Genomic DNA, 21,834 nt, shown 5'->3' with positions numbered 1-21,834 from the left:
TGGCGAAAGCAAGCAAGAGTTTTGATGGTTCAGTGGCCTTATTCAGGCAGCCACGAATTTGAGTGCAACACCGTTGATGCAATGGCGATCGCCGGTCGGCTCGGGACCATCGTTGAAAATGTGCCCCTGATGGCCACCACAGTTCGAGCAATGGCATTCGGTGCGGGTCATGCCAAACGATGTATCCTGTGACGTGCCGATGGCGCCGGGCAGCGCTTCCCAGAAGCTGGGCCACCCAGTGCGACTATCGTACTTGGCTTCGGAGGAATAGAGCGCCTGGTCGCAACCGGCACAATGATAGGTGCCTGGTTCGTAAAAGCCGTCAAGTTCGGATGTGAACGCCCTTTCGGTGCCATGCTCGCGAAGGACATAATACTGCATGTCCGTCAGGCGCTCGCGCCATTCGTCATCCGAAAGCACGAACGGGAAATCGCCCTCTGCCGCCTTCGCGCTCAATGCGAACCCGAAAGCTGCGGCGCCGGCGAGGGCCGTGCCGGCCAAAAAAAATGTGCGACGATCAAGCATGGTCATTCTCCTCATGCTCTGTTTGCCACGGTGCTGGGTTCAAATCCAATCAAGGACCTGTGTAACAAAAGGAGACGCCCGACGGACGGAGGGCCGCCGGGCGTCATTGCGAACTGCCACACCGGTTGGGGGCAATGCGGCAGTCCGCTGGTGCCTCTTACATGGCAGGCGTGAACACCGCGTCGGTCACGTGGATCACACCATTGGACTGGATAACGTCAGCGATGGTCACTGTGGCCGCGGTGCCGTTTTCGTCGGTGATGACGACCGAGTCACCATCGAGCGTGGCTTCCAGCATGCAACCGCCGAGCGTTTCAATAGTGTGGGTGCCGCCATCGGCTTCGATCATACCGACCAGGTCAGTCGAGGTGACGTTGGCGCCAACGACGTGACAGGTCAGAACCTGCTGCAGCATTTCAAGGTTTTCCGGCAGCAAAAGCGTATCGACCGTGCCTTCAGGCAGTGCAGCGAATGCGTCATTGGTCGGCGCGAATACTGTGAAGGGGCCTTCACCCTGGAGCGTTTCAACAAGGCCGGCAGCTTCAACAGCGGCGACAAGGGTCGTGTGATCAGCCGAATTAACCGCGTTCTCAACGATGTTCATCTCAGGCGACATCGGCGCGCCGCCGACCATCGGGTTTTCCTGCGCAAAGGCTGCGCCGGCGAAAGCCGAAGTGGCGAGGAGGGCGGAAAGGGCAAGTGCACGGGTCTTCATGATGTTCGTCTCCTTGACGAGTGTCCATTATTGGCCGCCCTCTGTCGGGGAAGCTGAAATGAATTACGGACACTCGAAAAGGAAAGTTTCAGACCGGCTCAAATAATTTCGGAGATCAGATGGCCGCTACGGGACCAGCTGCCACGATCGGACCTTCCGGCGCACCAGTTGGCGAGCCGCCGGCAATTTCACGGGTGACGGCGAGGGTGATGCCTTGGCTGAACTGCTCGCGCAAAGCCTCGTCAACGGAAACGGTCTGCGCTTCGCCCACGGTCAGGACGCCCATCGAAATGGGAGCGTTATCGCCTTCGATGAACCAGAGCTCGTAGTCGTTTGCCGTCCCTGCCGGCGAGCCCGAACCCGTCAGGCGAAGTTGCCCCGACGCCGCATCATATCGCGCCAAAAAGCTCACATCGCCTTCAACTGTTTGAAGGGCTGCAACGAGCTGAGTGTCATCCGTTGGAGTCGGCGCCACAGGTGGCAAAAGATTTAGCCCAATCGCCACGACGGCTGCCGCGGCCGCGAGACCGGTGAGGCCACGCCAGAAATTGAGAGAATCGTACCAAGAGGCACGCGTGACCTGAGCGTTGCCGAACAATCGCTGCTCGATTCGCTCGAAGACGCCAGCCGGCGCGGCGACCGCTTCATAGTCGTCGTTGAAACGCGACAGATGACGTTCCCAGAACCGCGCCTCACTGGCAATCGCGGCATCGGTCTCGATTGCCCGAGCGATTGTCGCGCGAGACGTGACGGAGCCAAGGCCGAGCACATACTCGGCCACCGCAACGCGGCGCTCTTCATCCCGGCTCAGATCTGTATCGCCAAAATCGCTCATCGTCGTCTTTCGTTTAGGCTTCCAGGCACTCGCGCAGGGCCAGAAGCGATCGCCTCAGCCAGGTGCGGACCGTATTGAGCGGAACCGCCAGCCGGTCCGCCAGTTCGTTATAGCTCTCGCCTTCCACATAGACGCGCCGGACCGCCTCGGCGCGATCCGGCTTGAGCGACTTCATGCAGTCATCGATCCGGTTGCCGTCGTCAGTATTTATCGCCGACTGCTCGGGGTTCATGCCCGAATCGGCGAGATCGAACGCTTCTTCTATATCGGTATGACCGGACCGCCGCGCCCTGACCTTGTCGATGGCGTGGTTGCGCGCAATGGTGATCAGCCAGGTCATAGGGCTTGCGGCATCGGGCCTATAGCCTTCAGCGCGCTGCCAGACCTTGATGAAAACTTCCTGCAACGCATCCTCGGCTTCGGTTCTGTTGGACAAAATACGCAAGGTCACGCCAAAAAGTTTCGCGCTGGTCCGATCGTAAAGTGCCTTGAACGCGGCGCGGTCTCGCAGCGCCACCCGGGACAAAAGCTGCGTTATTTCAGCAGGCTCGGCCATCAATGTTCCTCCCGGGACAAGTTGGACATAGTTTTTTCGTTTTTACGAATGAATTCAAGCACTGGATTGATCCATCGCGATTGCGTTATGCACACTAGACGCACACACGGAGATTTGCAGCCCTATGGCAGACGGACTTGAGAACGCCTACGACGCCGAGGTGCTGACAAAGGCGCTGCCCTTCATGCAGCGCTATGAGAACAAGACGGTCGTCATCAAATATGGCGGTCATGCCATGGGCGACGCGGCTCTCGGCAAGGCGTTCGCGCGTGACGTGGCGCTTTTGAAGCAGTCGGGCGTCAACCCGATCGTCGTGCATGGAGGCGGTCCGCAGATCGGTGAAATGCTGAAAAGGCTGGGAATCGAATCCAAGTTCGAGAACGGGCTGCGCGTCACCGATCGACGCACTGTCGAAGTTGTCGAGATGGTCCTTGCCGGCTCGATCAACAAAGAGATCGTCGCCATGATCAACGCCGAAGGCGAATGGGCGATCGGTCTATGCGGCAAGGACGGCAACATGGTCTTTGCTGAAAAGGCCAACAAAAGCGTCATCGATCCGACCTCAAATATCGAGCGCATTCTCGATCTTGGGTTCGTCGGTGAGCCGGTCGAGATCGATCGGACTCTGATCGACCTTCTCTCGCGCTCGGAGATGATTCCGGTGATTGCCCCCGTTGCGCCAGGACGTGATGGCGAAACCTACAACATCAACGCCGACACGTTTGCCGGAGCGATCGCCGGCGCGGTGTTTGCCAAGCGGTTGTTGTTTTTGACCGACGTGCCGGGTGTTTTGAACAAACATGGCGAGCTCATTCCCGAGCTTTCCGTGCGCGAAGCCCAGCAGCTCATTGCCGACGGCACAATTTCCGGCGGCATGATTCCCAAAGTCGAGACCTGCATCGAAGCGCTCGACCGCGGAGTCGAAGGCGTGGTGATCGTCAATGGCAAGACCGCCCACTCGGTGTTGCTGGAGTTGTTTACCGAACACGGCGCCGGCACGCTGATCGTGCGCTAGGAGGCAAGCGATCACACATGCGTTTTCAGTCATTTCCCGTTCACTGAAATCGGGCATAATGGGGTCATGAACCAGATGACCCCACCTGCCCGCGCCAAATCCGTATCGTTCGACCACATCACCGATTGGGTGTTCGATCTCGACAACACGCTCTATCCGCGTGAGTGCAATCTGTTCGCGCAGATCGATACGGCGATCACAACCTATGTGATGGAGATCGCCAAGCTCGATTTCGACGCGGCGCGGGAGTTGCAGAAGGCCTACTACCGAGATCACGGCACGACGCTGAACGGGTTGATGAGCACGTTGACCATCGATCCCGATCACTATCTCGATGCCGTGCACAAGATCGACTATTCGCCGGTCCTCGCCCACCCCGAACTGGTGGGTGCGATTGCCGCTTTGCCGGGACGCAAGTTCATTTTCACCAACGGATCGACCGGGCACGCCAAGGCGGTGTTGCACCGGCTGGGCGCGATGGATCTATTCGAAGGCATCTTCGATATCAAGGCTGCCAAATATCAGCCAAAGCCGCTCGATATCGCCTATGAGAGTTTTCTTGCGGCCCATGGGATCGACCCGACGCGTTCGATCATGTTCGACGATCTGGAAAAGAACCTTCGCGTCCCCCACAAGATCGGCATGACGACTGTTCAAGTGGTCGCCAGGGCTGGGTTTGCCCATGAGCAGTGCGATGCATGGGAGCTGGGTGGAGGTGCTGAATTCGAGCATGTTCACTACGTTACCGACGACATCGCCCGCTTCCTGCTGACCTGCCGCTGACGCTTTTTTGCCTGAAAGCCGTGATCGAAAAGTCACCCTGGCGCATTAAGCCTGTGCTGGCCGCGTGGTGCGGTACTCGCTATATGTTTCGTCATTGATCGGCGCGTCAGTCGTCGCACACATGGGGACCATCATGTTCAAATCAATTTCATGCCTTTCGCTCGTCACCGCAGCATTGATGGCGGGCGCCAGCCAGTCCGCATTTGCGCTGGAGGCCAATGCCTTCGGTGATCGCCTTGTCGAGACCAGCCGACTTATGGGGCTCTCGTTTTCCTATGGCTCGGCGACGCTTGAGGGCGATACGGTCACGCTGTCCGATTTTACCTTCAATTTTGCCGGCGAAGAGCCTCATGAGGTTCCTGGAGACGTGGTGTTCGAGGGTGTCGTCGAGACGCCTGAGGGCGGATATACCGCCGAACGCGCCACGATCGCCGACGTCGAATACACCGATGAGGAAGAAGGCGTTACGCTCAACTTCGTCGATATCGTTGCCGAGGGGATTGTGCTGCCGGCTGAGGTCAGCCTCGATAACGTCATTGAAATCGGGCTCGAGCTTTACGACCGTATTTCGGCCGGCCCGCTTTTGGTGACCGATGCGGATGGTAGCGAGTTGTTTGCCGTCGATCTGATGGAAGCCACTGTCGAAGATCCCGCTGCCGATGGCGGCGTGACGAGCAGCTATCAGGTGACCGGCATTCGCGCCGATCTCAGCGCGATCGAAGAAGCTGAGGCCCAGGAGGTGATCGCCGCGTTCGGCGTCGAAGAATTCACCGCCTCGATGAGCGGTTCGGGCACCTGGTGGCCCGAGACCGGCGAATTGACGATCGAGGACGTCGATTTCGTTATCGACAATCTCGGGTCCATCTCCCTCGATCTAGCCTTGGATGGTTACACCGAAGAGGTCTATCGCGAGACGATGAAGCTCAACCTCAAGATGGCCGAGATGGCCGAAGCTGGTGAAGAGATCAGCGAGGAAGAGATGGAGGCGATGTCGGAAGGCATGATCGAATTGATGGGCGGCACGCGCCTTGTCAGCGGTTCGCTGCGCTATGACGACAACTCGCTGTTCATGAAGGTGCTCGATTTTGTCGGCGCCGAACAGGGTGTCGATGGCGAAACCTTCAAGGCCGGCATCCAGTTCATGGTGCCGATGATGCTTGCGGAAGTCGAAAACGAGGCGTTCAAGTCGATGGTGACGTCGGCGGTCAACACCTTCATCGCCGATCCCCAGATCTTCACGCTCTCTGTTGCCCCCGCCGAGCCGGTGGCCTTTACGGAGTTCGAGGAACTGGACGTGGAAGCCGACCCGTTTGTTCTGGTCGATCGCCTCAACGTTCAGATCTCTGCCAACGACTGATCAATCACTGTCGTAAAGCGAACAAAGCCCGCTTCATTGGAGCGGGCTTTTTTGTGTCATGCCTCGGTTTCGATCGCTGGAAGATTGTAGGTCTTCCGCACGATTTCCCATCCTTCCTCGGCGGTATCGACGAAGCTGAACAGCTTGAAATCGTCCGGCGAGATCGTCCCCTCTTCGGCCAGCGCCTCAAGGTTGAGAACGCGCGACCAGAAGGCCTTGCCAAATAGCAAAAGCGGGATGCGCTCCATGCGCCCGGTCTGGATCAGGGTCAGGGCTTCGAAAAACTCGTCCATTGTCCCGAACCCACCGGGGAAGATCGCGACCACTTTCGCCCGCATCAGGAAATGGATTTTCCGCGTGGCAAAGTAGTGGAAATTGAACGAGAACTGCGGTGTGACGTAGGTATTGGGGGCCTGCTCGTGGGGCAGGACGATATTGTAGCCGATCGAGGGTGCGCCTACATCGGCGGCGCCGCGATTGCCTGCTTCCATGACGCCCGGCCCGCCGCCGGTCGCAACAACGTATTCGGCGAAGTCCAATGTCTTGGAGGTCAGGGACGCCAGTCGCGCGAAGCGTCGCGCCTCGTCGTAATAGATCGCATTGGCCTCGAGGTTCTTTTTGGCGATCTCGCTCTTGGCAGCCCATGCGGGTTTGCCCGGCTCTGGGATACGTGCGCCGCCGAACAGCACGACCGTCGAATTGATCCCCGCTTCGCGCAGGCGTTGTTCGACCTTGAGATATTCGAGCTGGAAGCGCACGCCGCGCAGTTCTTCGCTCATCATGAATTCTTCGTCGGCAAAGGCGAGACGATAGGCCGATGACTGAGTCTGGGGCGTCTGCGGCGAATGCCGGACGACCTCCATGTCCTCTTTAGCGGACCTCAGCGAAGAATTGCGTTTGCGGCCCATCAAAGGCTCCCGTTCGTTTCGATTTCTCTTTACCATGTCATGGCCGTGTTAAGGATGGGTGGCAGACTTGCCAAGAGCGATGACGCCCTTGTGCATGCCAAAACCTCCGACGGCCATGGGCCTCGGATTGAGCGGCAGTCAAAGACGGCATGGGGCGATGAGCGCTCCGCACTGTATTTGTTTTATATGAAGCGATCATCGCCCCAGGCGCTCGGGATTTTTGGCTTACTCGCCCTTCAGAAGGCTGGGGTCAATCCCCGCCGGGTTTCCCCGGTAAGCCGCCGTATGGGTACCGACGACCGGCACTTGTGACGTTTAGGCCTTCCCTGCAGCGACCCGCAAGGAACCCGAACCAAACCCGCCCAAACGTTCGTTGCGCTTGCGTCCATCAACGCGGGTTCGTGGGTGCAGTATGGATGCGGTTGAGACGGCGGGGATAAGTTATTTCGCTGGCGAGGGTGGTTGAGGTTCTTTCAGAAACGCTGCTCGGTTCCTCCCTTCTCCCCTGGTGGGAGAAGGTGGCCGTGAAGCGGTCGGATGAGGGGGGCGCAGAGACGCGGAACCACTGATGTTTGAGAGGTCGTCAGGCAGGCGAGTCCCAAAACTCTCTGGCCTCGGGCGGGAAGGTTTTGAGGAGGGTGTCGAAGGCTTTTTGATCGAGGTGGCGGCGGAGGGACCACGCGATGTCGGACACAACGGTATCGGGGGCAAAATTGTGGTGCTGGCGCAGGGTCTGGGCGTCGCGGGTCCAGTCGTCTCTCGTGCCCCAATCTCGCGGCGGCTCGGCGATCCAGTCCTGCACAAAAATGGCGCGCAGGGTCGTGGGGAGCACATTGGCGAAATCGAGCGCCCGCTGGATTTCAAGGCGGGCACGGAAGGCGCGGAAGACGCCGTCGGTGGCTGTGTAGGCAACATTGCGAGAGGGCGTATCGAGGCGCGCGCAGGCGTCGATCAGGAAGGCCTCGAACGCCGTGTCGGCGTGCTGGTAGATCATCGGGCGTACCATGGGGAAGTCCTTATCCAAAGGCTGCAATCGGGGCGGCGTTTGAGGGTTTCGCGGCTCGGTGGGTTCGGCTATGGTCCGGCCGAATTTCCTGTTTGCATAGTTTTATGAGGCCCGTTGTCCCCATGTCCATGACCGATCTTGCCGCAACGATCGAAGCCGCTTTCGAGGCGCGCGACACAGTCAATTACGAAACGACCGGAACGGTTCGGGACGCCGTCGACGAGGCACTGGCATTGCTCGATTCGGGCAAGGCGCGCGTTGCGGAAAAGGGCGCAGACGGGGAATGGGTGGTCAACCAGTGGCTGAAAAAGGCTGTGCTGCTGTCGTTCCGGCTCAATGACATGGAGACGATCCCTGGCGGTCCGGGCGGGGCGACGTGGTGGGACAAGGTGCCATCAAAATTTGCCGGATGGACGGAAGCCGAATTCCGTCAGGCTGGCTTTCGCGCGGTGCCGGGATCGATCGTCCGGCACTCGGCTTTTATTGGCAAGAACGCCATCCTGATGCCCTCGTTCGTCAATCTGGGTGCCTATGTCGATGAAAGCAGCATGGTCGATGCGTGGGTGACCGTCGGGTCCTGCGCGCAGATCGGCAAGAACGTGCACCTTTCGGGCGGTGTCGGCATCGGCGGCGTGCTCGAGCCGCTGCAGGCCGGGCCGGTGATCATCGAGGACCATTGCTTTATCGGCGCACGCTCGGAAATCGTAGAGGGCGTCGTGGTCGGCGAAGGATCGGTGATCTCGATGGGCGTTTTCATCGGCCAGTCGACCAAGATCGTCGACCGCACGACAGGCGAAATCTTTTACGGCAAGGTGCCGCCCTATTCGGTGGTGGTCTCCGGCTCCCTGCCCGGCAAGCCGCTGCCAAACGGCGAGCCCGGCCCGAACCTTTATTGCGCCGTGATCGTCAAACGCGTCGATGAAAAGACACGGTCCAAGACCTCGATCAACGATCTGCTGCGCGACTAGACATGTCGCACCCCGCCGTTTCGCTGCTGGCCGATTTGATCCGCCGTCCCTCGGTTACCCCGATCGAGGATGGCGTGCTGGATGTCGTCGAGGCGTTTCTGACCCCGCTTGGGTTTGAATGCACGCGGCTGCCCTTCGAGGGTGACGGGTCGTATCCCGTCGACAATCTCTTCGCCATCCGCCGGGGTAACGGCCCGCATCTTCTGTTTGCGGGGCACACCGATGTGGTGCCGCCGGGCGATGTTGCGGCGTGGACGCATGATCCGTTTTCCGCCGAAATCGTCGATGGGGTGATGTGGGGGCGTGGGGCAACCGACATGAAGAGCGGGGTCGCCGCTTTTTGCGGCGCCGTTGCGAACTTGGCAGCCAATGGCGGGCTGGACCGCGGCACGATCTCATTGGCCATCACTAACGACGAAGAGGCCGATGCCGTAAACGGCACCAAGAAAATCATGGAATGGGCCGACGACCGGGGCGAAAAATTCGATTTCGCAATCGTCGGAGAACCCTCGTCATTCGAAACGTTCGGGGATTCGATCAAGATCGGGCGGCGTGGATCGGTTTCCGGCAAGTTGACCGTTGTCGGGAAGCAGGGACACGCTGCATACCCGCAGCGGGCGAACAACCCCATGCCGGTGATCGCGGCGCTGACCCAAGCGCTGTACGAACCGCTCGATAATGGCACCGAGCATTTCCAGCCCACAAATCTCGAAGTCACAGCCATCGATACAGGGAACGCTGCGTCCAACGTCATTCCCGAACGCGCGTCCTTGCGCTTTAACATCCGCTTCAACGACACATGGACCGGCGAGACATTGCTGGCCGAGATCCACCGCCGCATTGCCGCCGTCGACGCGCGGGGATGTGCCATCGAGTTCGAGCAGATCGGGCCGGTTTCGCGCTGCTTTATTTCCCAGCCCGAGGGGCATGTGGCGCATTTGTCCGACGTCATGGAACAGGCCAATGGCAAGCGGCCGATCATGTCGACGATCGGGGGAACATCGGACGCACGGTTTATCGCGCAATATTGCCCGGTGGTCGAATGTGGGCTGATCGGGGCGACGATGCATCAGGTCGATGAGCGCGTGCCTGTCGCCGATGTGGAGCGGCTGAGCGATTTTTACGCCACTTATGTTGCCTCGTTTTTCGATCGGGGGACGAGGGATTGATCGAGACCTTGAGGCAGACCGGAACGGGCTGGTCGAAAATCTTGGGCAAGCAGCCCGACTGGGCCGATTATTTTCGTTTCGATGCCGACGGCATGAACCAGGGCTTTCTGGCCTTTGGTGGTGCGGTTTTGATCGCCATCGTGCTCGCAACCTTCCGCATCGGATTTCCGCCGCCCGATATCATGCTGCTGCTGGTCTCGGGCCATATTTTGCCGCTGCTGGCGCTGGTCATTATCGTGGCCGTGGTCAAGCGCTTGGCGACAGTGCCGATCGATACCGCACGGCTGATGGTGCCGGGTCTTTTCATGCTGGCCATCATGAAAATCGTGGAGGGCGTAGCCGTCCTTATCGGCGTTCCCCTCGCGGGCGCCATCCTAGCGGTTACAGCCATACTGGGATTTCGCCTCGCCCAGGCCAATGGACTGGCTCTCGCCATGTCGATCGGTTTCGGCCTTGCCCTGTTCGTGCTGCTTGCCGGATTGCCCATCGCACTCTACATGTTGGCCAACGCCTTCTAGAAAGTTTTTCCCGTGTCCAGCGCCCAGCCTACATTGCCCGAAGAAGCCCGTTCTGCCCTCTTGGGCAGTTGGCGGCTGATCATCGGGCGGCGCGACGCGCCGGGCTATTTTTCCACCGATCTGCGCGGGCTGGCATCAAGCTTCATCGCGCTTTTGGCCTCCGTGATCGTGACGTTCGTCATTTCGGCCATGGTCGCGCCGGAAGGTGCAGGCGGATCGAGCTTTGCGGCGCTGGTCCAGAACGCGCTGCTTTATTGCGGGATCATGGGCAGCTCGTGGGTCGTGCTGCGCATAACCGGGCTGAGCGAGAAATTCGTCGCTTTCGTCACCGTCGAAAACTGGATCAACGCGATTGTCTCGGTGCTGTTGGCCGTGGTCGCGCTGGTCACGCTTTCGGCGGAGCTGATCCTCATTCTGGCCGTGGTGATCGGCTTTCTGGCGCGCATCAACAACGCGCGGCTCGTCGTGGGCATGAAGGCAGGCCAGATCGTGATGCTGATCGTCGTCCAGACCATCGGTATGATGATCGCATTGCTGGCGGTCGGGGCGGTCTTCGGCCCGGTGCCGACACCGGAGGTCTGATTGGGCGTGGCGACACGACAATCGAGCCTTATCGATGAAGCGCTGGCGGCCATCGGCGGCACGTGGCGACTGCTTTTGGGACGGGCCGACGCAGGCTATCACTTCGATTTCTCCCAACGCGGCCTGGCGGGCAGCTTTGTTCCACTGGTGATGGTCAATGCAGTGATGGCCGGGCTCATGGGCATGACGGGCCAGGGCCCCTCGCCCGCGATGCAGCTTTTTTCCTCGGGGCTTTTGCTGGGATTGCGCTATGGCGCAATGCGGATGGTTCTGCCGCAGCTCAAGGCGCTGCACGCCTTCAGGCCGTTCATGGTTGCGTCCAACTGGTCGGGCACAGTTGTGCTGATGGCGGCGCTCGTGGCGAGTCTTGGGCTCGGGTTTATCGCCGCGATGCTGCTGGGGCCGGCGGCCGGGGACACCATCGTTGGGCTGATCCTCACGCTTTGGGCGGGCGTGGCGCTGGCCATGCTGGTGATCGAGATCAACATCTACAGGCTGGTCGTGGGGCTCAATTTCACCGAGATCGTTATCGTGGTGATGGCCCAGTTTGTCGCGCTTCTGGCGGGCGGCTATATTCTCAGTCAGTTCCCGTTTTCGGGATAATCGACGGCCATGAGATAAAGGCCCGAAGACGGCGCCAGAGCGCCGCAGCGGGCGCGATCTTTTGCATCGAGCGCAGCGCGGAAATCATCGGCGCTCCACCGTCCTTCCCCCACGAGCTTGAGCGACCCCACCATCGAGCGCACCTGATGGTGGAGGAACGAGCGTGCAGAGGCTTCGATGGTGATCAACTCCCCGTCGCGGCGGACGTCGAAGCGGTCGAGAGCGCGGATGGGGGAATTGGCCTGGCAATGGGCCGAGCGGAAGGTCGTGAAATCGTGGCGGCCGAGGATGGTCTGTGCGGCGGCGTGCATGGCGTCGGCGTCCAGCGGGGTGGCGACGTACCACACCCTATTGGCCTCGAGGGCGGGACGGGCCCGGCGGTTGAGGATCAGATAGCAGTAGTGCCGGGCGGTTGCGGAAAACCGCGCCTCGAAGGTCTCGTCGACCTTTTCGCAGGCGAGGATGATGACGGGGTGCGGTTTGAGGTGGAAGTTGATGGCTTCGGAGACGCGGAAGGGATCCCAATCGCGGGCGAGGTCGAAATGGGCGACCTGGCCGCGGGCATGGACACCGGCATCGGTGCGGCCGGCGGTTTGGGTCCGGACAGCTTCTCCGGAGAAGCGCTCGATGGCTTCCTCGATGGCCTGTTGCACCGACATGTCCTCGGCCTGACGCTGCCAGCCGACGAAGGGGGTGCCGTCGTATTCGATGGTGATCTTGTAGCGGGGCATTACGCCACGACCTTGCCCGTCAGATCGCCGGCGCCGCGGAGGAAGGCGTCGGCGTCCATCGGGCCCTTGCCTTCGCGCTGGACCTGGGTGAGCCGGACGGCGCCGTCGCCGCAGGCGATGGTGAGACCCTCGATTAGCGTGCCGGGTGTACCGCTGCCTTGTGCGAGGGTCGAGCGCAAGGCTTTGACGCGAACGGGCTTGCCGCCCAGTTCGATTTCAAACCAAGCGCCCGGGAAGGGCGAGAGGCCGCGAATGTGGTTGTGGACGTCGGCGGCGGGGCGAGAGAAATCGATACGGCTTTCGGATTTCTCGATCTTTTTGGCGTAGGTGACGCCGTCTTCGGGCTGGGGCGTAAATTCGAGGGCATCGCGGTCGAGAGCCGAAAGCGCGCGGCCCATGAGGTCGGCGCCGGTGCGCATCATCTGGTCGTGCAACTCCCCGGCGGTCATGTCCGGGCCGATGGGGATGATGTCGAGGAGGCTGACGGGGCCGGTGTCGAGCCCCTCTTCCATCTTCATGACCGAGACGGCGGTCTGGCGATCACCGGCCATGATGGCGCGCTGGATGGGGGCAGCGCCGCGCCAGCGGGGGAGCAGTGAGCCGTGGAGATTGAGGCAGCCCTTTTCGGGCGCTTCGAGAACGGCAGGGGGCAAGAGGAGGCCGTAGGCGACGACGACGGCGACATCGGCGCCGAGGGCGGCAAACGTTGCAACATCGGCGGGGTCACGGAAGTTTTTCGGCGTGAAGACCGGGATACCGAACTCTTCTGCCGCGCTTTGGACCGGCGATTTACGCTCCGCCTGTCCACGCCCAGCGGGCTTTGGCGCGCGGGTATAGCACGCGATGACCTCGTGCCCGCGCATGACGATTTCGGTCAGCGTGGGCACGGCGAAATCGGGGGTGCCCATGAAGACCAATTTCATCGTCAGTGTCCTTGTTCGAGCATTCCGGTCAGCTTACGAGGCGTGCGCGCTTCTGGAATTTCTTCATCACCCGGTCGCGCTTCAAACGCGAGAGATAGTCGATGTAGAGGACGCCATCGAGGTGATCGATCTCGTGCTGCATGCAAACGGCGAGCCGGCCGGTGGCCTTGCGTGTCACCTCTTCGCCCTCGGGGGTGAAGTATTTGACCGTAACCTCGGCGGGGCGCTCGACTTCATAATAGAGTTCGGGGATCGAGAGGCAGCCTTCCTCGGAGACGGCTGTCTCCTCGCTCATGCCGACGATTTCGGGATTGACCATGGCGATCTTGCCGGAATCGGGGTTTTCCTCATCGGCCAGATCGATGACGACGACGCGCTTCATATAACCGATCTGCGGACCGGCCAAACCGATGCCGGGCGCGTCGTACATGGTTTCGAACATGTCATCGACGGTTTTCTTGAGATCGTCGTCGAAGTTTTCAACGGTCTCGGCCACCTTGCGCAGCAGCGGATCGGGCAGGATGAGGATTTCGCGTACGGCCATAACATGTCTCTTGAGGGTTCAAGCGCACTGGTTAATGCAGGTGCCCCGGTGCGGTCAAGCAAGCGGCATATGGGAAGCGGCGAATCAGATAACAAGAACATTATGGAAACAGTGCTCTTTACCCTTGGCGGAACGCCGATCACGCTCACCCTTGCCCTCATCATGGGCTTGGGACTGGCGGTTATCGGACTGGTTATTTTGCTCATTGGCCAATCGCGTGCCGCGCGGCAACGCGAGGAGCAGGCCCATATCGATGCCAGTCGGGCCGTGGAGATGGAACGGCATATGGCCGACATGATGCGCGTGCAGTCGGAAATGACCGGCCGCATGCAGACCATGAGCGAGATTTTCGGATCGCGGACATCCGATCTGGCCCGAGTCCTGACCGAGCGCATCGACGCCAATTCGCATCGCGTCAACCAATCCATGACGGAAAACCGCACCAAGACCGACGAAACGTTGACCAAGCTCAATGAGCGGCTGGCCGTTATCGACAGGGCGCAGACCAACATCACGCAATTATCCGGCGAAATCGTCTCGCTGCAATCGATCCTATCCAACAAGCAGCAGCGCGGCGCTTTCGGGCAGGGCCGCATGGAGGCGATCATTGCCGATGGGCTCGCCTCGAACGCCTATTCGTTCCAGGCGACGCTTTCGAACAATTCGCGTCCCGACGCGCTGATCCACATGCCCAACGGCGCGCCTTCGCTTGTGATCGACGCCAAGTTTCCGCTCGAAGGCTGGCAACGGATCACTGAAGCCGACAATCCCGATGCCCTTCGAGTTGCGATGAACGGATTTCGCAGCGACTGCGCGACGCATATCAAGGCGATTTCGGAAAAGTACCTCATTGCCGGGGAAACGCAGGACACTGCCTTCATGTTCGTGCCCTCGGAATCGATTTTCGCCGATCTGCACGAACGGTTCGAGGACGTCGTGCAAAAGGCCTCGCGCGCCCGGGTGGTGATCGTTTCGCCATCGCTTTTGATGCTGTCGATCCAGGTGATCCTGGCGCTGTTGCGAGACGTTCGGATGCGCGAACAGGCTCACATCATTCAAAAAGAAGTCATCGCGCTGCTCGAGGACGTCAATCGTCTCGATGAGCGCGTGTCCAAGCTCAAGACCCATTTCACCCAGACCCAGGACGATGTGGACAAGATTCTGATCTCGACTGGCAAGGTGACCAAACGCAGCGAACGGATCGAAGCGCTCGAATTTGAAGACGAGCGCCCTACCCTCATCGATTAGGTGCGCAACCGAGATGACTGGCGAAACGTTGGTAGGGAAACAATCCGCCAACAGGAGAGCCGCTATGGCCGAACATCCCCATGAGGGCCGCGTTATTCCCGTCGATCAGGCCATGAGCGACGATGCCAATCCGCTCGCAGCGCTGATGCCGATCAGCCTCGATGAGGTGAACGACTACCTCTATGACGAGAGCCGGTCAGCGGAAGAACGGCTCGACCGGCTGCGGGAAATCCGCGATTCGCTGGCTGGGCTCGAAGCCTCGGACACCATGGGCGATATCGATACCCTTCGCGACGAGATCGATGGGGCTATCGCAACGCTAGAAGACAGCGATCGCACAGCGCCCGAGGATGCGGCCAACAGTTTCGACCCCGCCGATCACATTGAGGCACAATCGCCCGACGATGAAGATGCGATTTCGCGCATCACCGGTGAAGACGAGGATGACGACGAGACGCGACAGGACTAGGCGCTGACGCGTCTAATTTTCGCATCGAACGGGATGAGCGTCGCGCTGTTGCCGCGCACGATATCCTCATAGGCCGCGATAGGCTGGGGCTTGCCGAACCAGTATCCTTGGGCGGAATCGCAGATTTCGTTACGCAGGAATTCGAGCTCTTCGGGCTTTTCGACGCCTTCGGCGAGGATGGGCAGGTTAAGGCCTTTCCCTAGCCCCAGCACGGCCCGCACAATGGCCGCGGACTGGTCATTGGTGTGGACGGCGCGGATGAAGGACTGGTCGACCTTAATCCGGTCGAACGGGAATGCGCGCAGGTTCGAGAGCGACGAATAGCCGGTGCCGAAATCGTCCATGGCGACCTTTACGCCCAATGCCTTGATCTGGCGCAGATTGGCGATGGCGCGGCTCATATTGCGGATCATCGCGGTTTCGGTGATCTCGATTTCCAGCCGTTCCGCATCGAGGCCGGTTTCGAGCAGGATATCCTGAACGAATTCCACGAAATTGGAGGCGTGCAGTTGCACGGCGGACACGTTGACCGCGATGAGCAGGGGGCGGTTCCAGCTTGCCGCTTCGATGCAGGCGCGCCGCATGACCCACTCGCCCAATTGCAGGATGAGGCCGGTCTCTTCTGCGATGGGAATGAACCGTGAGGGTGGAATGGGACCGCGTTCGGGATGGGTCCAGCGCACCAGCGTTTCAAACCCGGTGACCGTGTCGGTATCGAGATCGACCTGTGGCTGATAGACCAGCGTCAATTCTTCATTGACCAGTGCCAGTCGCAGATCGTGCTCCAGTTGGCGGCGGTCGCGCAATTGCGCGCCCATCTGAGCCTCGAACACCCTAAAGGTGCCACGTCCGTCTTCCTTGGCGCAATAGAGTGCGGTATCGGCGAAATTCATCAACTGGTCGGGTTGCTCAGCGTGATCGGGATAGATCGCGATGCCGATCGATGCCGATATCATCGCGCCGTCCGCCCCATTGGCATTTGTCTCGGCGAAGGCATTGAGCAACGCTTCGGCGCGCTCTCCAGCCAGATCCGGCGCCCCGGGAAGCGGGACGATGACCGCGAATTCGTCACCACCAAGACGGGCGGCGAATTCGCCATTGATCTTTTCCGCTTCCATGACGGCAGCCACTTTTTGCAGCAGCGCATCGCCTGCCCCATGGCCGAACAGATCGTTGACCTCCTTGAAGCGATCGAGATCGAGACAGAGCACCGCGAGCCGGCGACCGGCAGCATCGGCCAGAGCGATCTCTTCGCCCAGTTTCTGGGTGAAGCTGGTGCGATTGGGGAGGCCGGTCATGGCGTCGTGATGGGCGAGAAACCGGATGTGATGTTCGGCCTTCTTGCGGGCACGCAGATCGCGCACCGCAATCGCCTGATGCGGGCGGCCACCGAAATCGACCTGACGCAGCACGACTTCGACCGGAATGCGGGTGCCGTCCTGTGCTGTGAGCTCGGTTTCAACGAGGGTGTTGGCCTTTTCGAACAGCGATATGCACCCGGTCGGATCGAGAAAATCGGCGATCTGGCGACCGGTGAACTCGGCTTCGCCGGCACCCGTCAGGCGCTTGAAGCTGGAATTGGTGGCAACGATGGTGCGATCGTCGCAGACCACCAGGCCTTCTACAGCAGCGTCTGCCAAACCGCGCATGCGGCTTTCCTCGGCCGCGGCGCGCTTGCGGTCGCGCAGATCGAGATAAACCCCGCCCATGGCAGCAAGGAGAATCAGGATGGAGGCAAAGCCGATGACCAGCGCCATGCTGGCCGGGCGAATGTCGCCGGCGACCGCGATCGCATAGCAGTTGTCGAAATTGGCGGCTTCCATGGCAGTGAAATGCATGGCGCATATGGCGAGGGTCAAAAGACCCGCGCCGACCATCCGCGCCTTGAAGCTGTGACGGCGGCTTCCGACCCGTAGGGCCGTCGCCGACAGCACCATGCCCATGAGGATCGACATGGCGACGAGGCTGCTGGACCACTGGACCTCGCCTCCGATCTGCATCGCGGACATGCCGGTGTAGTGCATCGTCGAAATGCCGATGCCGACGATGGCGCCGCCCAGTGCGAGATCGGAATTGCGATTGCCGAGAGTGGCAATGGCCAGACCCGCGCCGCAGACGCCGATCGCGATGGCCAGCGACAAAAGCGTCATGCCGATGTCGTAGCTGGCGGGAAAGCCCACGTCGAAGGCGAGAACGGCAATGAAATGGGTGCCCCAGATGCCGAACCCGACCGCCACGGCAGCGATCGAAACCCAGACATAGCGCATGATGCCCGGGGTTCGCCGGGCATGGGTCATGAGCGAGATGCAGGCAAAGGCGGACAGCGCACACACAAGCGCGGCCAACAACACGACGCGAAGGTCGTGCTGGGTAAACAGTGTCGCGTAGAGGCCAGTCATTTCGCGTTTAGCTCGACGTGCGCTTAAGGGAAATCCCGTATGCACCAGGGCCGGTAAACAAATTTGATTGTTGGGGCCGCGCGGCACGTGCAATCGCTGCGCAAGCTTAGCGCGCGGTTAACATGTTAGCCCGCTCGCCGGGTTCGTTTGCTAGAATTTGGTGCGGGCTTTGAGCGCTTGGCTGAGCGTGCCCTCGTCAAGATAATCGAGTTCGCCGCCGACCGGGACGCCATGGGCCAGGCGGGTGATCGTGACGCCGCTGCCCGCGAGGCGGTCGGTGATGTAGTGGGCCGTGGTCTGGCCCTCGACAGTGGCGTTGACCGCCAAAACGATCTCGGAATAATCGGGCGCGCGCTTGAGGAGCTTGTCGATGGACAGATCGTCGGGCCCTACACCGTCGAGTGGGGAGAGCACGCCACCCAGGACGTGATAACGGACCTGACCGATGCCGGCGCGCTCCAGCGCCCAGAGATCGGCGACGTCTTCGACCACGATCAAAAGGCCGGTCTCGGCACGACGCGGGTCGGCGCAGATTGTGCAGGGGGAGACGGTATCGATATTGCCGCAGGCGTCGCACACTTTGACCGCAGCCACGGCACGGTCAAGGGCTGCGGCGAGCGGGATCATCAATTGTTCTTTTTTCTTGATGAGGTGCAGCACGGCGCGTCGCCCTGAGCGCGGGCCAAGGCCCGGCAGGCGCGAGAGGAGCTGGATGAGCTGTTCGATTTCCGGCCCGCCGGTGGCGTTCGCCATATTGGATTTGGTCCTAGAACGGGAATTTCATGCCCGGTGGGATCGGCAGGCCGGAGGTGAGTTCGCTCATCTTCGACTGCATGTATTCCTCGCCCTTGCGGCGCGCATCTGCATGCGCGGCGACGATCAGATCCTCGAGGATTTCGGCTTCTTCGGGCTTGAGGAGCGTCGGGTCGATCTTGAGGCCGCGCAGATCGCCCTTGGCGGACATCGACACAGTGACCATGCCGGCCCCGGATGTGCCCTGGACGATCTCATTGGCAGCCTGTTCCTGAAGCTCCTGGGCCTTGGCCTGGAACTCCTGGGCTTTCTTCATCATGCCCATGATATCTTTCATTCATCGTCCTCCGGATCGATAGGGACGGCATCGAAGCCGTCGGCGGCCGTCTCGGTCTCTTCGAGCGCGGCGCGGGTTTTGACATTGACCAGCTTGGCACCGGGAAAGGTTTCCATCACGGCTTTGACCAAGGGGTCTTCGAGTGCTTCATTACGCTGGTTGTCTTCCTGGGCCTGACGCGCTTCGCGCAGCGTCGGGGCTTCGACCTTCTGGCTCGAAACCGTGACCATCCAGGGGCGCCCGGTCCAGTCCTTGAGCTTGGCGGACAGCGCCGAAACGATCGAGGGGTTCGCCGTAGGTGTCAGCGCGACTTCGATGCGGCCGACTTCGAACGCAACGGGTTTCAAATCCGATTCCAGCGCGTGCTTGATCTGGATGTCGCGCTTGTCGCCGGCGAGGGCCACGAGGTCCTGATAGCTGCGGAGGGTGGGCATGGCCACGGCTTGCGGCGCCGATGTCGGCTGCGGCGCAGTTTGGGGCCGTGGGGCCGTTGCAACGGCGCGGCCCTGGAAGCCACCACCGCCGCCATTGGGCATGGGTGCAGAGGGGGCGGAGCCGCTGTCGGTGGGCTGGTTGGTCAGCTTTTCGAGCAGCTCTTCTGGGCTGGGCAGATCGGCGGCATAGGCGAGGCGGATCAAGACCATCTCGGCGGCCTGCAATCCATTTCCGGACTGGGCGATCTCGGTAAGGCCTTTGGAGAGGATTTGCCAGGTGCGCGAGAGGGCGCGCAGGCCGAGCTTTTGGGCGAGTTCGGCGCCGCGGCTGCGTTCGTCGGGAGTCAGGACCGGATCGTCGGCGGCAGAGGGCACGATCTTGATGCGGGTGACCAGATGGGTCATCTCGGCCAGATCGGAGATGATTGTCGTCGGGTCGGCGCCGGAATCATAGAGCGAGCGCGCATCGTCGAGCGCGGCGGCGATGTCGCCGCCCATGAGCTTTTCGAACAGGTCGATGATACGGGCGCGGTCGGCGAGGCCGAGCATGTCACGCACCGATTGCACGGTGATTTCGCCACCGCCATGGGCAATCGCCTGATCAGTGAGCGAGAGACAGTCGCGGGCCGAACCTTCGCCGGCGCGCACGATCATCGAGAGCGCTTCGGGCTCGACCGAAATCTGCTCCTTTTCGAGCAGGCCCGACAAATAGGTCGCCATTACGTCGGGCGTGATGCGGCACAGATCGAACCGCATGCAGCGCGACAGGATCGTCACCGGGACCTTTCGAATCTCGGTGGTGGCGAAGATGAACTTGACGTAGGGGGGCGGCTCTTCGAGGGTCTTGAGCAGCCCGTTGAAGGCCGAGGTCGAGAGCATGTGCACTTCGTCGATGATGAACACCTTATAAGGTGCGCTCATCGGCGGCGTGCGGGTCATGGCATTGATTTCACGAATCGAGTCGATGCCTGTGTTGGACGCGGCATCCATTTCCATCACATCGACATGCGTGCCCGCGATGATCTCGGCGCAGTGGATGCCTTCTTTGGAAAGGTCCAGTGTCGGGTGCGGGCCGGTCTCGTCGGCGTAGTTGAAAGCACGCGCCAGGATGCGGGCCGTCGTGGTCTTCCCCACGCCGCGTACGCCGGTCAGAATGAAGGCATGGTGGATGCGGCCGGTCTTGAACGCATTGCCGAGCGTCTGGACCATGGCGTCCTGACCCACAAGGCTCTCAAAGCTCGATGGCCGGTATTTGCGGGCCAGAACCTGATAGGGCGTTGCTGGGGTCGTGGGGGTCACCATCGCGTGCCGTTGTGCGGGAACGGCCCCAACATTCGGAGCCAGAAATCTAGCAGGAGGCTGACGACGACCCGTGCCGTACTCGTTGGGGCTGCTTCCTTCCGGACCTGACCCGGTTGGCGAGCGGTTCGTCCGCCACCAACCTCCCGACCCCTATGTGCTGCATACGGATCGGGTTTGCAAGAGGCCTATCGCGTTCTTTTAAGGCGCCGAGTCCGCCACCGGGTAGATGCCCAAGAGCTTGAAATGATCGGAGAAGAAACCGAGTTCTTCAAGCGCAAGCTTGACGTTGTGATCGTCGGGGTGCCCCTCGATATCGGCATAGAACTGAGTCGCTGTGAACGAGCCCCCGACCATGTAGCTTTCGAGCTTGGTCATGTTGACGCTGTTGGTCGCAAAACCGCCCATAGCCTTATAGAGCGCGGCGGGTACGTTGCGGACGCGGAAGACGAAGGTGGTCTTGACCTTGTTTCCATTGGGCTTGGCGGGCTGGGGCTCGCGGGCCATGATCAAAAAGCGCGTGGTATTGTGCGCCTCGTCCTCGATGTTTTCGGCTATGACTTCGAGGCCGTAGGTTTCACCGGCAAATTTTGAAGCGATGGCCGCGAGTTTGCGATCGCCTTTTTGCGCCACTTCACGGGCCGAGCCGGCCGTATCGACTGCGTTGATCGTGCGCAGGCCATGTCGGGCTATGAATTTCCGGCACTGGCCAAGAGCGACCGAAAGCGATTGCACGGCCTCGACTTCCGAGAGCGCAGTGCCCTTGATGCCGAGCAGATGCATGCGGATCGGCAGGTAATGCTCGCCGATAATATAAAGACCGCTTTCGGGCAGGATGTGGTGGATGTCGGTGATACGCCCGTAGAGCGAATTTTCGACCGGCACGACGGCAAACTCGGCCTTGCCAGACTGCACCGCGCCGATTGTATCTTCAAACGTCACGCAGGGGACCGGCTCATCGTCTGGAAACACTGCCATGGCCGTAGCATGGCTGAAAGCTCCCAATTCTCCCTGAAAAGCGATCTTGCGCGACATCTCGATATTCCCCTGGAAAAGTCCGGGCGCACCTAACGCCGGGACTTTAGTCAAGTCAATGCGCCCAAAGGGCAACTTCCCTCTTGCGGGATTGTCGCACCCGGCCTATGCCGGTTGCGTGG

The 21,834-nt window shown here is 60.6% G+C and carries 24 protein-coding genes and 1 other RNA gene; 10 read left to right on the top strand and 15 right to left on the bottom strand.

The genetic code is table 11. From position 1 onward, the window contains the following. Positions 1–42 precede the first annotated feature (42 nt). The 4 genes from msrB to BLR31_RS10015 form a co-directional block, all read right to left on the bottom strand. Positions 43–525 (bottom strand): peptide-methionine (R)-S-oxide reductase MsrB, encoded by a 483-nt coding sequence (gene msrB / locus BLR31_RS10030; RefSeq protein ID WP_090595692.1) that lies wholly within the window; start codon positions 523–525, stop codon positions 43–45. Positions 526–682: 157 nt separating this feature from the next. Continuing rightward, on the bottom strand, positions 683–1,243 hold the full coding sequence (locus tag BLR31_RS10025; protein ID WP_425287229.1) for a fasciclin domain-containing protein: 561 nt from the start codon (positions 1,241–1,243) through the stop codon (positions 683–685). Between the two features lie 112 nt (positions 1,244–1,355). Next, entirely contained in the window at positions 1,356–2,075 is a 720-nt protein-coding gene (locus tag BLR31_RS10020) for an anti-sigma factor (protein ID WP_090595538.1), read from the bottom strand. A gap of 13 nt (positions 2,076–2,088) precedes the next feature. Next, on the bottom strand, positions 2,089–2,631 hold the full coding sequence (locus tag BLR31_RS10015; RefSeq protein ID WP_090595535.1) for a sigma-70 family RNA polymerase sigma factor: 543 nt from the start codon (positions 2,629–2,631) through the stop codon (positions 2,089–2,091). A gap of 124 nt (positions 2,632–2,755) precedes the next feature. Between BLR31_RS10015 and argB the strand changes: the two genes are divergently transcribed. From argB to BLR31_RS10000, 3 genes are all read left to right on the top strand, one after another. Next, on the top strand, positions 2,756–3,646 hold the full coding sequence (gene argB, locus BLR31_RS10010) for an acetylglutamate kinase (RefSeq protein ID WP_090595532.1): 891 nt from the start codon (positions 2,756–2,758) through the stop codon (positions 3,644–3,646). Between the two features lie 66 nt (positions 3,647–3,712). Then, a complete protein-coding gene (locus BLR31_RS10005; RefSeq protein WP_090595529.1) occupies positions 3,713–4,429 on the top strand; it encodes a pyrimidine 5'-nucleotidase in 717 nt (238 codons plus the stop codon). Positions 4,430–4,562: 133 nt separating this feature from the next. Further along, positions 4,563–5,786 carry a hypothetical protein gene (locus BLR31_RS10000; protein WP_143009367.1) on the top strand — a complete coding sequence of 408 codons (1,224 nt, stop codon included), beginning with the start codon at positions 4,563–4,565 and terminating at the stop codon, positions 5,784–5,786. Between the two features lie 56 nt (positions 5,787–5,842). Here BLR31_RS10000 and BLR31_RS09995 read toward each other — a convergent pair whose 3' ends face one another. Both BLR31_RS09995 and BLR31_RS09985 read right to left on the bottom strand, forming a co-directional pair. Then, positions 5,843–6,649, bottom strand: a complete 807-nt coding sequence (locus tag BLR31_RS09995; RefSeq protein WP_244505014.1) for an LOG family protein — start codon at positions 6,647–6,649, stop codon at positions 5,843–5,845. A gap of 628 nt (positions 6,650–7,277) precedes the next feature. Further along, positions 7,278–7,700, bottom strand: a complete 423-nt coding sequence (locus tag BLR31_RS09985; protein ID WP_090595520.1) for a DUF2267 domain-containing protein — start codon at positions 7,698–7,700, stop codon at positions 7,278–7,280. Between the two features lie 122 nt (positions 7,701–7,822). Here BLR31_RS09985 and dapD point away from each other — a divergent pair, with 122 nt between their 5' ends. Genes dapD through BLR31_RS09960 form a run of 5 tightly spaced genes read left to right on the top strand, consistent with a single transcriptional unit; the run spans position 7,823 to position 11,540 of the window. After that, positions 7,823–8,668, top strand: a complete 846-nt coding sequence (gene dapD / locus BLR31_RS09980) for a 2,3,4,5-tetrahydropyridine-2,6-dicarboxylate N-succinyltransferase (protein WP_090595519.1) — start codon at positions 7,823–7,825, stop codon at positions 8,666–8,668. Positions 8,669–8,670: 2 nt separating this feature from the next. Beyond that, positions 8,671–9,837, top strand: coding sequence for a succinyl-diaminopimelate desuccinylase (dapE, locus tag BLR31_RS09975; protein WP_090595517.1), 1,167 nt, complete (start codon positions 8,671–8,673; stop codon positions 9,835–9,837). After that, positions 9,834–10,355 (top strand): hypothetical protein, encoded by a 522-nt coding sequence (locus BLR31_RS09970; RefSeq protein WP_090595515.1) that lies wholly within the window; start codon positions 9,834–9,836, stop codon positions 10,353–10,355. The genes dapE and BLR31_RS09970 overlap by 4 nt, the downstream gene beginning before the upstream one ends. Positions 10,356–10,367: 12 nt before the next feature. Continuing rightward, positions 10,368–10,937, top strand: coding sequence for a hypothetical protein (locus BLR31_RS09965; RefSeq protein WP_143009366.1), 570 nt, complete (start codon positions 10,368–10,370; stop codon positions 10,935–10,937). Positions 10,938–10,943: 6 nt separating this feature from the next. Next, a complete protein-coding gene (locus BLR31_RS09960) occupies positions 10,944–11,540 on the top strand; it encodes a hypothetical protein (RefSeq protein ID WP_143009365.1) in 597 nt (198 codons plus the stop codon). Here the strand turns inward: BLR31_RS09960 and truA are convergent. Genes truA through def form a run of 3 tightly spaced genes read right to left on the bottom strand, consistent with a single transcriptional unit; the run spans position 11,519 to position 13,738 of the window. Further along, on the bottom strand, positions 11,519–12,271 hold the full coding sequence (gene truA / locus BLR31_RS09955) for a tRNA pseudouridine(38-40) synthase TruA (protein WP_090595506.1): 753 nt from the start codon (positions 12,269–12,271) through the stop codon (positions 11,519–11,521). The two genes, BLR31_RS09960 and truA, sit on opposite strands and share 22 nt — an antisense overlap. Continuing rightward, positions 12,271–13,200, bottom strand: a complete 930-nt coding sequence (gene fmt, locus BLR31_RS09950; RefSeq protein ID WP_176762603.1) for a methionyl-tRNA formyltransferase — start codon at positions 13,198–13,200, stop codon at positions 12,271–12,273. Before fmt ends, truA begins: the two co-directional genes overlap by 1 nt. Before the next feature lie 22 nt (positions 13,201–13,222). Then, positions 13,223–13,738, bottom strand: a complete 516-nt coding sequence (gene def / locus BLR31_RS09945; RefSeq protein ID WP_090595500.1) for a peptide deformylase — start codon at positions 13,736–13,738, stop codon at positions 13,223–13,225. A gap of 102 nt (positions 13,739–13,840) precedes the next feature. On the opposite strand from def, the gene BLR31_RS09940 reads away from it, so the two are divergent. Further along, complete coding sequence (locus BLR31_RS09940; protein WP_090595687.1) at positions 13,841–14,986, top strand: DNA recombination protein RmuC; 1,146 nt, start codon at positions 13,841–13,843, stop codon at positions 14,984–14,986. A gap of 64 nt (positions 14,987–15,050) precedes the next feature. Next, entirely contained in the window at positions 15,051–15,455 is a 405-nt protein-coding gene (locus tag BLR31_RS09935) for a hypothetical protein (RefSeq protein WP_090595497.1), read from the top strand. On the opposite strand, the gene BLR31_RS09930 is transcribed toward BLR31_RS09935, so the two are convergent. The 6 genes from BLR31_RS09930 to BLR31_RS09905 all read right to left on the bottom strand — a co-directional run bounded on the left by BLR31_RS09930 (position 15,452) and on the right by BLR31_RS09905 (position 21,712). Then, positions 15,452–17,854: a bifunctional diguanylate cyclase/phosphodiesterase gene (locus BLR31_RS09930; RefSeq protein WP_090595494.1), complete on the bottom strand. Its 2,403-nt coding sequence runs from the start codon at positions 17,852–17,854 to the stop codon at positions 15,452–15,454. The two genes, BLR31_RS09935 and BLR31_RS09930, sit on opposite strands and share 4 nt — an antisense overlap. 150 nt (positions 17,855–18,004) lie before the next feature. Beyond that, positions 18,005–18,607 (bottom strand): recombination mediator RecR, encoded by a 603-nt coding sequence (recR, locus tag BLR31_RS09925; RefSeq protein WP_090595491.1) that lies wholly within the window; start codon positions 18,605–18,607, stop codon positions 18,005–18,007. A 13-nt stretch (positions 18,608–18,620) separates the two neighbouring features. After that, positions 18,621–18,944, bottom strand: a complete 324-nt coding sequence (locus BLR31_RS09920) for a YbaB/EbfC family nucleoid-associated protein (RefSeq protein ID WP_090595488.1) — start codon at positions 18,942–18,944, stop codon at positions 18,621–18,623. Next, positions 18,941–20,680: a DNA polymerase III subunit gamma/tau gene (locus tag BLR31_RS09915; protein WP_090595485.1), complete on the bottom strand. Its 1,740-nt coding sequence runs from the start codon at positions 20,678–20,680 to the stop codon at positions 18,941–18,943. The genes BLR31_RS09920 and BLR31_RS09915 overlap by 4 nt, the downstream gene beginning before the upstream one ends. 49 nt (positions 20,681–20,729) lie before the next feature. Then, an RNA gene (gene ffs / locus BLR31_RS09910) (signal recognition particle sRNA small type) lies at positions 20,730–20,824 on the bottom strand. 54 nt (positions 20,825–20,878) lie between these two features. After that, complete coding sequence (locus tag BLR31_RS09905; protein WP_090595483.1) at positions 20,879–21,712, bottom strand: prephenate dehydratase; 834 nt, start codon at positions 21,710–21,712, stop codon at positions 20,879–20,881. Between the last annotated feature and the right edge of the window lie 122 nt (positions 21,713–21,834).

Origin of the sequence: Pelagibacterium luteolum (assembly GCF_900100665.1) — a bacterium.
GTDB lineage: Bacteria > Pseudomonadota > Alphaproteobacteria > Rhizobiales > Devosiaceae > Pelagibacterium > Pelagibacterium luteolum.
Note: the sequence above shows the minus strand (reverse complement) of the source record. Positions and strands in the feature narration are given on the sequence as shown.

Excerpts from the sequence above, each read along its gene's own strand:
- msrB (WP_090595692.1), bottom strand. The coding sequence starts at position 525 with ATGCTTGATCGTCGCACATTTTTTTTGGCCGGCACGGCCCTCGCCGGC.
- BLR31_RS10020 (WP_090595538.1), bottom strand. The coding sequence starts at position 2,075 with ATGAGCGATTTTGGCGATACAGATCTGAGCCGGGATGAAGAGCGCCGC.
- BLR31_RS10015 (WP_090595535.1), bottom strand. The coding sequence starts at position 2,631 with ATGGCCGAGCCTGCTGAAATAACGCAGCTTTTGTCCCGGGTGGCGCTG.
- argB (WP_090595532.1), top strand. The coding sequence starts at position 2,756 with ATGGCAGACGGACTTGAGAACGCCTACGACGCCGAGGTGCTGACAAAG.
- BLR31_RS10005 (WP_090595529.1), top strand. The coding sequence starts at position 3,713 with ATGAACCAGATGACCCCACCTGCCCGCGCCAAATCCGTATCGTTCGAC.
- BLR31_RS10000 (WP_143009367.1), top strand. The coding sequence starts at position 4,563 with ATGTTCAAATCAATTTCATGCCTTTCGCTCGTCACCGCAGCATTGATG.
- BLR31_RS09995 (WP_244505014.1), bottom strand. The coding sequence starts at position 6,649 with ATGGAGGTCGTCCGGCATTCGCCGCAGACGCCCCAGACTCAGTCATCG.
- BLR31_RS09985 (WP_090595520.1), bottom strand. The coding sequence starts at position 7,700 with ATGGTACGCCCGATGATCTACCAGCACGCCGACACGGCGTTCGAGGCC.
- dapD (WP_090595519.1), top strand. The coding sequence starts at position 7,823 with ATGTCCATGACCGATCTTGCCGCAACGATCGAAGCCGCTTTCGAGGCG.
- dapE (WP_090595517.1), top strand. The coding sequence starts at position 8,671 with ATGTCGCACCCCGCCGTTTCGCTGCTGGCCGATTTGATCCGCCGTCCC.
- truA (WP_090595506.1), bottom strand. The coding sequence starts at position 12,271 with ATGCCCCGCTACAAGATCACCATCGAATACGACGGCACCCCCTTCGTC.
- def (WP_090595500.1), bottom strand. The coding sequence starts at position 13,738 with ATGGCCGTACGCGAAATCCTCATCCTGCCCGATCCGCTGCTGCGCAAG.
- BLR31_RS09940 (WP_090595687.1), top strand. The coding sequence starts at position 13,841 with ATGGAAACAGTGCTCTTTACCCTTGGCGGAACGCCGATCACGCTCACC.
- BLR31_RS09935 (WP_090595497.1), top strand. The coding sequence starts at position 15,051 with ATGGCCGAACATCCCCATGAGGGCCGCGTTATTCCCGTCGATCAGGCC.
- BLR31_RS09930 (WP_090595494.1), bottom strand. The coding sequence starts at position 17,854 with ATGACTGGCCTCTACGCGACACTGTTTACCCAGCACGACCTTCGCGTC.
- recR (WP_090595491.1), bottom strand. The coding sequence starts at position 18,607 with ATGGCGAACGCCACCGGCGGGCCGGAAATCGAACAGCTCATCCAGCTC.
- BLR31_RS09920 (WP_090595488.1), bottom strand. The coding sequence starts at position 18,944 with ATGAAAGATATCATGGGCATGATGAAGAAAGCCCAGGAGTTCCAGGCC.
- BLR31_RS09915 (WP_090595485.1), bottom strand. The coding sequence starts at position 20,680 with ATGGTGACCCCCACGACCCCAGCAACGCCCTATCAGGTTCTGGCCCGC.
- BLR31_RS09905 (WP_090595483.1), bottom strand. The coding sequence starts at position 21,712 with ATGTCGCGCAAGATCGCTTTTCAGGGAGAATTGGGAGCTTTCAGCCAT.